Annotated in this window: 10 protein-coding genes; 6 read left to right on the forward strand and 4 right to left on the reverse strand. The window is 69.7% G+C overall.

The features are described 5' to 3' along the window. The first annotated feature begins 56 nt into the window (after positions 1 to 56). Together mlaD and ACTS11_RS19525 are read left to right on the forward strand one after the other, a co-directional pair. Positions 57 to 518 (forward strand): outer membrane lipid asymmetry maintenance protein MlaD, encoded by a 462-nt coding sequence (gene mlaD / locus ACTS11_RS19520; protein ID WP_442641953.1) that lies wholly within the window; start codon positions 57 to 59, stop codon positions 516 to 518. Continuing rightward, on the forward strand, positions 515 to 1,141 hold the full coding sequence (locus tag ACTS11_RS19525) for a DUF2155 domain-containing protein (RefSeq protein WP_442641954.1): 627 nt from the start codon (positions 515 to 517) through the stop codon (positions 1,139 to 1,141). The genes mlaD and ACTS11_RS19525 overlap by 4 nt, the downstream gene beginning before the upstream one ends. Here ACTS11_RS19525 and aat read toward each other — a convergent pair. The 3 genes from aat to accB form a co-directional block, all read right to left on the reverse strand. Continuing rightward, positions 1,102 to 1,770 carry a leucyl/phenylalanyl-tRNA--protein transferase gene (gene aat / locus ACTS11_RS19530; RefSeq protein WP_442641955.1) on the reverse strand — a complete coding sequence of 223 codons (669 nt, stop codon included), beginning with the start codon at positions 1,768 to 1,770 and terminating at the stop codon, positions 1,102 to 1,104. The two genes, ACTS11_RS19525 and aat, sit on opposite strands and share 40 nt — an antisense overlap. A 73-nt stretch (positions 1,771 to 1,843) precedes the next feature. After that, positions 1,844 to 3,190 (reverse strand): acetyl-CoA carboxylase biotin carboxylase subunit, encoded by a 1,347-nt coding sequence (accC, locus tag ACTS11_RS19535; protein WP_442641956.1) that lies wholly within the window; start codon positions 3,188 to 3,190, stop codon positions 1,844 to 1,846. 11 nt (positions 3,191 to 3,201) lie between these two features. Continuing rightward, positions 3,202 to 3,696, reverse strand: coding sequence for an acetyl-CoA carboxylase biotin carboxyl carrier protein (accB, locus tag ACTS11_RS19540; RefSeq protein ID WP_442641957.1), 495 nt, complete (start codon positions 3,694 to 3,696; stop codon positions 3,202 to 3,204). Positions 3,697 to 3,973: 277 nt separating this feature from the next. Here accB and ACTS11_RS19545 point away from each other — a divergent pair, with 277 nt between their 5' ends. The 3 genes from ACTS11_RS19545 (at position 3,974) to ACTS11_RS19555 (ending at position 8,031) form a co-directional block, all read left to right on the forward strand. Further along, positions 3,974 to 5,308 carry an NAD(P)-dependent oxidoreductase gene (locus ACTS11_RS19545; protein WP_442641958.1) on the forward strand — a complete coding sequence of 445 codons (1,335 nt, stop codon included), beginning with the start codon at positions 3,974 to 3,976 and terminating at the stop codon, positions 5,306 to 5,308. Positions 5,309 to 5,389: 81 nt separating this feature from the next. Further along, positions 5,390 to 6,691, forward strand: coding sequence for an NAD-dependent dihydropyrimidine dehydrogenase subunit PreA (gene preA / locus ACTS11_RS19550; protein WP_442641959.1), 1,302 nt, complete (start codon positions 5,390 to 5,392; stop codon positions 6,689 to 6,691). 371 nt (positions 6,692 to 7,062) lie between these two features. Continuing rightward, positions 7,063 to 8,031: a levansucrase gene (locus ACTS11_RS19555; RefSeq protein ID WP_442641960.1), complete on the forward strand. Its 969-nt coding sequence runs from the start codon at positions 7,063 to 7,065 to the stop codon at positions 8,029 to 8,031. Here ACTS11_RS19555 and ACTS11_RS19560 read toward each other — a convergent pair. Then, complete coding sequence (locus ACTS11_RS19560; RefSeq protein ID WP_442641961.1) at positions 8,028 to 8,639, reverse strand: TetR family transcriptional regulator C-terminal domain-containing protein; 612 nt, start codon at positions 8,637 to 8,639, stop codon at positions 8,028 to 8,030. The two genes, ACTS11_RS19555 and ACTS11_RS19560, sit on opposite strands and share 4 nt — an antisense overlap. A 233-nt stretch (positions 8,640 to 8,872) precedes the next feature. On the opposite strand from ACTS11_RS19560, the gene ACTS11_RS19565 reads away from it, so the two are divergent. Further along, positions 8,873 to 10,204 (forward strand): aspartate aminotransferase family protein, encoded by a 1,332-nt coding sequence (locus ACTS11_RS19565; RefSeq protein WP_442641962.1) that lies wholly within the window; start codon positions 8,873 to 8,875, stop codon positions 10,202 to 10,204. The last annotated feature ends 84 nt before the right edge of the window (positions 10,205 to 10,288 follow it).

Consider the following 10,288-nt stretch of genomic DNA (forward strand, 5'->3'; position numbering starts at 1 on the left):
GCAGGACTACGACGCCTGGACCCCGGACTGAGCGCGCCCGCGCCGAGGGAGGCCCGATGGCCGAGCGTGACGACACAATCGCGGAGATCCTCGTGGGCGCGGCGGTCCTGGCGGTCGCGGTGGGCTTCTTCGTCTACGCCTCCTCGACCTCGGGCAGCAGCCTGCGGGGCGGCGGCGGCTACGAACTGACGGCCTCTTTCCGCTCGGCCGAGGGCGTGAGCCTCGGGACCGAGGTGCGGATGGCGGGCGTGCGCATCGGGTCGGTCACGGGCATGTCCCTCAACCCCGAGACCTTCCGCGCCGACACGACCTTCACGGTGGCCGACGGCCTCGAGATCCCCGACGATTCCGCGATCGCCATCTCCTCCGAGGGCCTTCTCGGCGGCACCTTCGTCGAGATCATCCCCGGCGGCTCGCCCTTCGTGCTGGAGCCGGGCGCCGAGATCTACGACACGCAGAGCTCGGTCAGCCTCATCACGCTCCTGATGCGCTTCGTCACCGGGGATGAAGGCTCGTGACGCTGCGCCGCCTCGCCCTCGTCGCCGTCCTAGCGGCGCTGCCTGCCGTGGCCGCGGCGCAGACCTTCGACAACTTCGAGGAATCGACGCTGCCGCCCCTGCCGGGCCAGGCGCCCGCCGACCCGAACGCGGGCGGGGATTCGCTCGATCCGCCCTGGCTGGACGGGTCGGGGCTCGGCGGGTCGGGCCTCGGCGGGTCGGGCGTGATCCTGCCCGGCACCGACAGCGGCGTGATGCTCGAGACCAACCCGCGCGGCCAGAGCGGCGTGCGGCTCGAGACCTTCCCCGGCGTCTCGGGGCCCGTCACCTCCGTCAGCCAGCCCGCCACGCGGCAGGGCGACCGGATCACGCTGCGCGCGCTCGACCGGATGCTCGGCCGTCCGACGGACATCGAGCTGGCGGTGGGGCAGACGGTGCTCTTCGGGCGCATCGCGATCCATGTGCCGGAATGCCGGTATCCCGCCGAGAACCCGGCCTCGGACGCCTTCGCCCATGTCGAGGTGCTGGACACCGGGGGCAACACGCTGTTCGACGGCTGGATGGTCGCCTCCTCGCCCGCGCTCAGCGCGCTCGAGCACCCGCGTTACGACGTCTGGGTGCTGAGGTGCGCGAGCACGTCCTGAGCGGGCAGGCCCACGGGCATCGCCAGGAAATCCCCCCGCGCCTCGAGCGCGTCGCGCAGCGCCTCGCGGTAGCGGGTGCGCGAGATCTCCACGGCGCCGAGGCTTTGCAGGTGCTCGGTCACGAATTGCGTGTCGAAGAGGCGGAACCCGCCGTAGTTCAGGCGCGCGATGAGCCAGGCGAGCGCGATCTTCGAGGCGTCGGTGCGCCGCGAGAACATGGATTCGCCGAACCAAGCCCCGCCCAGCACGATCCCGAAGACGCCCCCGGCGAGTTCGCCGTCCTGCCAGACCTCGACCGAGTGGGCCCGGCCCATGGAATGCAGCGACATGTAGCAGCGGTAGATGTCCGCGTTGATCCAGGTCGGATCGCGGTCGGCGCAGGCCGCCACGGTGCCGGCGAAATCCGAGTTGACCCGAACCTCGAAGCCGCCCTGCCGGATGCGCCGCGCCAGCGAGCGCGAGACGTGGAACCCGTCGAGCGGGAAGATGCCGCGCCGCTGCGGGTCGACCCAGAAGAGGGCGGGGTCGTTCGCGCCCTCGGACATGGGGAAAATGCCTGCGGCGTAGGCCCGGAGCATCAGCGAGGGGCTGAGCGGGGGCGGTGCCGGGCGATACATGTCGTGGGCCATGAGGGACAGTTAGGACGCAGGCGCAGCATTTCACCTGCCGTCCGTGAAGAATTCGTCCGCTGCCCGGCTAATGTCAGCCCATGTTGCGGGCGAGCCATGCCTCGAGCCAGTGGATCGTGTAGTCGCCCGACTGGATGTCCGGCTCCTGCAGGAGCGCGTGGAAGAGCGGCACGGTGCTGTCCACCCCGTCCACGATCAGCTCCCCCAGCGCCCGCCGGAGCCGCGCCAGCGCCTCGGGCCGGTCGCGGCCGTGGACGATCAGCTTGGCGATCAGGCTGTCGTAATAGGGCGGGATGCGGTAGCCGTCGTAGAGCGCGCTGTCCATGCGGATGCCGAGGCCGCCCGGCGCGTGGTACTGCGTGATCCGGCCCGGCGAGGGCGAGAAGTTCGGCAGCTTCTCGGCGTTTATCCTGACCTCGATGGCGTGGCCGTTGACCCTCAGATCCTCCTGCCGGAAGGACATGGGCATCCCCGCCGCGACCTGGATCTGCTCGCGCACGAGATCGACGCCGAAGACCGCCTCCGTCACCGGATGCTCCACCTGGAGGCGGGTGTTCATCTCGATGAAGTAGAATTCGCCGTCCTCGTAGAGGAACTCGATCGTGCCAGCGCCCTCGTAGCCGATCTCGGCCACGGCGCGGGCGCAGGTCTCGCCGATGCGGGCGCGCGTCTCGGGGTCGATGGCGGGGCCGGGGGCCTCCTCGAGCACCTTCTGGTGGCGTCGTTGCAGCGAACAGTCGCGCTCTCCCAGGTGGACGGCGTTGCCGCGCCCGTCGCCGAAGACCTGCACCTCGATGTGGCGGGGCCGGCCGAGATACTTCTCGATATAGACCTCGTCGTTGCCGAAGGCGGCCTTGGCCTCGGCGCGCGCGGTGCGGAAGGCGGTCTCGAGTTCGGCCTCGGTGCGGGCGAGCTTCATGCCGCGCCCGCCGCCGCCCGCCGTCGCCTTCACGATCACCGGATAGCCGATGTCGCGGGCCACGGCCTCGGCGGTCTCGTAATGTCCGACGCCGCCCGCCGAACCCGGCACGCAGGGCACGCCGAGCTTCTGCATCGTCTCCTTGGCGGTGATCTTGTCGCCCATCATGCGGATGTGCTCGGCCGAGGGGCCGATGAACTTGATCCCGTGATCCTCGACCGCCTGCACGAAGTTGGCGTTCTCGCTGAGGAAGCCGTAGCCGGGATGGATCGCCTCGGCGCCCGTGATCTCGGCGGCCGAAAGGACGGCCGCCATGCTGAGGTAGCTCTCGGAGGAGGGGGGCGGGCCGATGCAGATCGCCTCGTCGGCCATGCGCACGTGCATCGCGTCGGCGTCGGCGGTGGAATGGACGGCGACCGAGGCCACGCCCATCTCGCGCGCGGCGCGGATGACGCGGAGCGCGATCTCGCCCCGGTTGGCGATGAGGATCTTGCGGAACATGTTCCCGCTCCTCACTCGATGATCATGAGGGGCGCGCCGTATTCGACGGGGGACTTGTCCTCGACGAGGATGCGCCTGACCGTCCCGGCCCGCGGGCTCGGGATCTGGTTCATCGTCTTCATCGCCTCGATGATGAGGAGGGTCTGGCCCTCGGCCACCTTGTCGCCGACCGCGACGAAGGACTTCGCGCCGGGCTCGGGCTGGAGGTAGACGGTGCCGACCATGGGCGAGGTCACGGCGCCGGCGTGCTGGGCCGGGTCCTCGGGGGCCGCGGCGGGCGCGGGGGCAGGGGTCGCGGCGGACGTCTCTGCGAAGGGCATCGGCGCGTGGAACACCTGCGTCGCCGGGCCGGAGGCGACGTGCATCTGCCGGGCGACGCGGACGTTGAGCGAGTCGTCCTCGCCGTATTCGCGCTTGACCTGCAGTTCCGTCAGGTCGTTCTCGCGCAGCAGCTCGGCCAGCGCCCTGATGAAGGCCACGTCCTTTTCATGGGTTTTCTCGGTCATCCTCGCCTCGCCCTCGTCGCTGCCTCTGCGGAACCTGACCGGCCCTATATCGCAGAGGCAGGCGGGGGAAAAGTCCGCCCGCGCCTTCGTCAGATGGGGCCTTTCCGCCCAGGTTCCCACCCGGAGTGCCCGTTTTTTCGGCAACCGAGGACTCTTCCGGGCATCGCGCCCCGGCGGGGTCCGAACCGATAATTTACCATTTGATAAAAAACCGGACCCGTGCCAGCCTTCCCGGCAGACAGCGGCCCACAGAGCCAGCCATTCGACAGGGACCGACATGACGAACAGCCCCTTCACTCCCGGCATCGCGCCCGCCCGCCTCGACCGCGCGGAACTCGAGACGAACTTCTCCGACCTCCATCCCCCGCTCGACGGCCACGAGGCGCTGGTTGCCGCGGACCGCTGCTACTTCTGCCACGACGCGCCCTGCATCACGGCCTGCCCGACCTCCATCGACATCCCGCTCTTCATCCGGCAGATCGCGACCGGCACGCCGGAGGCGGCGGCGAAGACCATCTTCGACCAGAACATCCTCGGCGGCATGTGCGCCCGCGTCTGCCCGACCGAGACGCTCTGCGAGGAGGCCTGCGTGCGCGAGGCGGCGGAGGGCAAGCCGGTGGAGATCGGGCGCCTCCAGCGCTACGCCACCGACACGCTGATGGCGAAGGGCGTCCACCCCTACGAGCGCGCGGCGCCGACGGGCAAGACGGTCGCGGTCGTCGGCGCGGGGCCCGCGGGCCTCGCCTGCGCGCACAGGCTGGCCCTGCACGGGCACGACGTGACGGTCTTCGAGGCGAAGCCCAAGGGCGGCGGCCTCAACGAATACGGCATCGCCTACTACAAGGCCGTGGGCGGCTTCGCCGAGGCGGAGGTCGACTGGCTCATGAAGATCGGTGGCATCGCGCTGCAGACCGGGCGGCCGCTCGGCTCCGGGCTGACGCTGGCGGAGCTGCGCGAGGGCTTCGACGCGGTCTTCCTCGGCATGGGCCTCCAGGGCGTCAACGCGCTGCGGGCCAATGGCGAGACGCGCGAGGGCGTGGTGGACGCGGTCGGCTTCATCGAGGAGCTGCGCCAGGCGGGAGACCTCGCCACGCTGCCTGTGGGGCGCAACGTCGTGGTGATCGGCGGGGGCATGACCGCGATCGACGCGGCGGTGCAGTCGAAGCTCCTCGGCGCGGAAAGCGTCACGGTCCTCTACCGGCGCGGGCGCGAGGCGATGCCCGCCTCGCGCTACGAGCAGGACCTCGCGGCGTCCAAGGGCGTGCGCTTCGTGTTCAACGCGATGCCCGTCGAGATCCTCGGCAATGGCGCGGTCACGGGGGTGCGGGTGGAATACACGCGGTCCGAAGGCCGGACGCTGACGGGCACGGGCGAGACCTTCGAGATCGCCGCCGACCAGGTGCTGAAGGCGATCGGCCAGACGCTCGAGGGCGCGCCCGAGGGGCTGGAGCTCGCGGGCGGCAAGATCGCGGTCAGCGGCGCGGGGCGCACTTCGGTCCCCGGCGTCTGGGCGGGCGGCGACTGCGCTTCGGGCGGCGAGGACCTGACGGTGACGGCGGTGGCCGAGGGGCGCGACGCGGCCGAGGACATCCACGCGGCGCTGATGGGCTGACGCGATTATTCGTACGAATAATCGCAGGATGCGAATTTTCGTACGAAAATTCGGACAAGGCGAACAGGGGAGACCAGGACCATGGCAGACCTTTCCACCGACTTCCTGGGCATCAAGTCGCCCAACCCGTTCTGGCTGGCCTCCGCGCCGCCGACGGACAAGGAATACAACGTCGTCCGCGCCTTCAAGGCGGGCTGGGGCGGCGTCGTCTGGAAGACGCTCGGGCTCGACCCGCACGTGGTGAACGTGAACGGCCCGCGCTACGGTGCGGTCTGGGGTGCGGACCGGCGGCTCCTCGGGCTCAACAACATCGAGCTCATCACCGACCGCCCGCTCGAGGTGAACCTGCGCGAGATCAAGAAGGTCAAGCGCGACTGGCCCGACCGCGCCATGGTCGTCTCGCTCATGGTGCCCTGCGACGAGCAGAGCTGGAAGACGATCCTGCCCCTCGTCGAAGAGACCGGCGCCGACGGGATCGAGCTCAACTTCGGCTGCCCGCACGGCATGTCCGAGCGCGGCATGGGTTCGGCCGTGGGGCAGGTGCCGGAATACATCGAGATGGTCGCCCGCTGGTGCAAGCAGAACACAAGGATGCCGGTGATCGTGAAGCTCACGCCCAACATCACCGACATCCGCTACCCGGCGCGCGCGGCCAAGGCGGGGGGCGCGGACGCGGTCAGCCTCATCAACACGATCTCGTCGATCACGAGCGTGAACCTCGACAGCTTCTCCCCCGAGCCCTCCATCGACGGCAAGGGCTCGCACGGCGGCTATTGCGGCCCGGCGGTCAAGCCCATCGCGCTCAACATGGTGGCCGAGATCGCCCGCGATCCCGAGACGCACGGCCTGCCGATCAGCGGAATCGGCGGCGTGACCACCTGGCGCGACGCGGCCGAGTTCCTGGCGCTGGGCGCCGGCACCGTGCAGGTGTGTACGGCGGCGATGACCTACGGGTTCAAGATCGTGCAGGAGATGATCTCGGGCCTCTCCCAGTATCTCGACGAGAAGGAGATGACGCTCGACCAGCTCGTCGGGCGCGCGGTGCCCAATGTCACCGACTGGCAGTACCTGAACCTCAACTACGTCACCAAGGCGCGCATCGACCAGGACGCCTGCATCAAGTGCGGGCGCTGCTACGCCGCCTGCGAGGACACCTCGCACCAGGCGATCAGCATGTCGCCCGACCGCGTCTTCGAGGTGATCGACGCCGAATGCGTGGCCTGCAATCTCTGCGTCAACGTCTGTCCGGTCGAGAACTGCATCACGATGGAGCGGCTCGAGGCCGGCGTCGTCGACCTGCGCACCGGGCGCACCGTCTCGGACGACTACGCCAACTGGACGACGCACCCGAACAACCCCTCCGCAGCGCAGGCGGCGGAGTGAACCCGGCGCGCTCCGTGCATCGGTGCATGGAGCGCGCCATCGCCGCGCCTCGGTGACCATCCGTGCGGGCGATCCGCGTGCGCGCGCGCCGCATCGGGCGCCGAGGGGCCTGTAGCGGCAGACGTGGCCCAGGCTGCACGAGCCGCGCCGCAGGACGCCGACGCCGATCGGCCCGTCCGGCAGCCCGCCGTCCTCCGTATAGTTGGGAAGCCCCGTGTCGGGTTCCCTCCAGGCAGGCGCGCGGGATGGCGCCGCGCGCCGGTGTCGGCGTGGAGCACGGCCCAAAGGCCCGGGGCAGCTTCCGGCGGCGGCGCCCTTGCATCCCGGCGCCGCACCTGAGAGACCGCGCGCGTAACCGGCGGAGCATGAACATGGTCATCGCGAGCGAGACGCACTGGATCTGGGACAGCTGGTACGCCCATGACGGGGCGCGCTGGCACGCCTTCTTCCTGCAGGCGCCCCGGTCGCTCGGCGACCCGGAACTGCGCCACCACAACGCGCGGGTCGGGCACGCGGTGTCGGAGGATCTCGTGACGTGGGAGCACCTGGGCGAGTGCTTCGCGCCATCCGGGGGGCCGGCCTTCGACGACATGGCGATCTGGACCGGCTCCGTGGTGCGCGCGGACGGTGGCTGGCACCTCTTCTACACCGGCATATCGCGCGCCGAGGACGGGTTGGTGCAGCGGATCGGGCACGCGACCTCGGACGATCTCCACCACTGGAGACGGGTCGCGGCCGAGCCCATCCTCGACATCGCGGGCGAGGCGGCGGGCCACTACGAGGCCGACCTCCACGAGGCGCGGTGGGAGCATCGGGCCTTCCGCGACCCCTGGGTGATGCGCGATCCCGGCGGCGATGGCTGGCTCATGTTCCTGACGGCCCGCGCGAAGGGCATCGAGGAGCCGAACGCGGGCGGCGCGGTCGCGCTCGCCACCTCGCCGGACCTGCGGGAATGGACGCTTCGGCCGCCGGTCTTCACCGGGGGCTTCGGGCAGCTCGAGGTGCCGCAGGTCTTCGGGGCGGGCGGGCGGTGGTACATGCTCTTCTGCACGGCGGCGCAGCACCACGCGCGGGATACGGCCGAGGCCGCGCCGGGCGGGCCCGTCACCGGCACGCACTATCTCGTGGGGGCGGGGCCGCGCGGTCCCTGGCATCTGGCGCCGATGCCGTTCCTCGACGGCGCGCAGCCCTGCGCGCGCTACGCCGCGCGGATGCTGAAGACGCCTGACGGGCTGCGCCTGATGGGCTTCGCGGACCGGCCGGAAGGCGTCTTCGTGGGCGAGGTGATGGACCCCGCGCCGGTGGAGATCGGCCCGGAGGGCACGCTGCGCCTCGGCTAGGGGGCGAGAAGGCGGGCGAAGAGCGTCTCGAGGAAGCGCTCCGCCTCGCCGATGGGCTCGCGCTCGGGGCCGAGGACGGCACGCACCTGCACGTCGAAATCGGCGTAGTGCTGGGTCAGCGCCCAGACCGAGAAGATCAGGTGATGGGGGTCGACGGGCGCGATCCGTCCCGCCGCGATCCAGCCTCGGATCACCCCGGCCTTCTCGTCCACGAGGTCCTTGAGCTCGGTCCCCAACGCCTCGCCGATGCGGGGGGCGCCCTGCAGGATCTCGTTGGCGAAGAGGCGCGATTCGCGCGGGAAGTCGCGGCTCATCTGGAGCTTGCGGCGGACATAGGCCAGGAGCTCGCCCCTCGGGTCGCCGTCCGCGTCGAGCTCGCGCAGGGGGTCGAGCCAGGTGTCCATCAGCGCGCTCAGCAGCGCGACGTGCATCGCCTCCTTCGAGGGGAAGTAATAGAGCAGGTTCGGCTTGGACAGCCCCGCCTCCGCCGCGATCTGGTCGAGCGTCGCGCCGCGGAAACCCTGCGCCGAGAACACGTCGAGCGCCGCGTCGAGGATGGCCTTCCGGTTCTTCTTCTGGATGCGGGTGCGCGGCTTCTGGACATTCATGGGAGAGACAATGGCATCAGCCCGCGGGATCGGGCAAGCGGCCCTTTGCCGGTCGCCCAAAGCTGCGCCAACGGGGCCGAAAACGCCATCATTTGCCTTGCGATTGGGCAATGGGAGGCGTTCAATCCGTTGACTGGCACAGCGCCTCTGCTAGCGTGATCTTGACCGATTGGTCAAAACAGCCAACCCGCGATCCGGCGGCGCGCGACCGTTTCGCAAGACAGGTGAGCCCCATGGCCCTCGACCGCTCGAACCCGGTGCCGAACGACCTTTCGGCCTTCTGGATGCCCTTCACCGCGAACCGGCAGTTCAAGAAGACGCCGCGGATGTTCGTCTCCGCAGACCGGATGCACTACAAGACCGCGGACGGGCGCGAGGTGCTGGACGGGACGGCGGGCCTTTGGTGCTGCAACGCGGGCCACAACCGGCCGAAGATCGTCGAGGCGATCCAGAAGCAGGCGGCGGAACTCGACTATGCGCCCGCCTTCCAGATGGGCCACCCCAAGGCCTTCGAGCTCGCCAACCGCCTGCGCGACATGGCGCCCGAGCCCTTCGAGCACGTCTTCTTCACCAATTCCGGTTCCGAGGCGGTCGATACCGCGCTGAAGATCGCCATCGCCTACCAGCGCGCCATCGGGCAGGGGACGCGGACCCGCCTGATCGGGCGCGAGCGCGGCTATCACGGGGTGGGTTTCGGCGGCATCTCGGTCGGCGGGATCGTCAACAATCGCAAGTTCTTCGGCACATTGTTGAACGGCGTGGACCACCTGCCGCACACGCACCTGCCCGCGAAGAACGCCTTCACCCGCGGCCAGCCCGAGCATGGGGCGGAGCTTGCGGACGAGCTCGAGCGCATCGTCGCGCTGCACGGCCCCGAGACCATTGCCGCCGTGATCGTCGAGCCCATCGCGGGCTCCACCGGCGTCCTGATGCCGCCCAAGGGCTACCTCGAGCGGTTGCGCGAGATCACCCGCAAGCACGGCATCCTCCTGATCTTCGACGAGGTCATCACCGGCTTCGGGCGGATCGGCACGCCCTTCGCCGCCGATTTCTTCGATGTCATGCCCGACATGATCACCTGCGCGAAGGGCCTGACGAACGGCGTGATCCCGATGGGCGCGGTGCTCGCCACGAAGGAGATCCACGACGCCTTCATGCAGGGCCCCGAGCACATGATCGAGCTCTTCCACGGCTACACCTACTCGGGCAACCCGATCGCCTCGGCCGCCGGTCTCGCCACGCTCGAGACCTACAAGGAGGAGGGGCTCTTCGAGCGCGCGGCGGAAATCTCGTCCTACTGGGAGGACGCGGTCCACAGCCTGTCCGACTGCCCGCATGTCATCGACATCCGCAACATGGGCCTCATCGCCGGGATCGAGCTCGAGCCCATCGCGGGCGAGCCGACGAAGCGGGCCTTCTCCTGCTTCCTCGACGCCTACGAGCACGACGTGCTGATCCGGACGACGGGCGACATCATCGCGCTCTCTCCGCCGCTGATCATCGAGAAGGCGCATATCGACACGCTGTTCGGGACGCTGCGCGACGTGCTGAAGCGCGTGAACTGAAGAAGACGAGGGGACGGAAGGCATGGCCGCACAGGCCCGGAACCTGAGGATCAACGGCGAGCGCCTCTGGGACTCGCTCATGGA

This window comes from Roseicyclus sp. (assembly GCF_052168335.1).
Taxonomy (GTDB): domain Bacteria; phylum Pseudomonadota; class Alphaproteobacteria; order Rhodobacterales; family Rhodobacteraceae; genus Roseibacterium.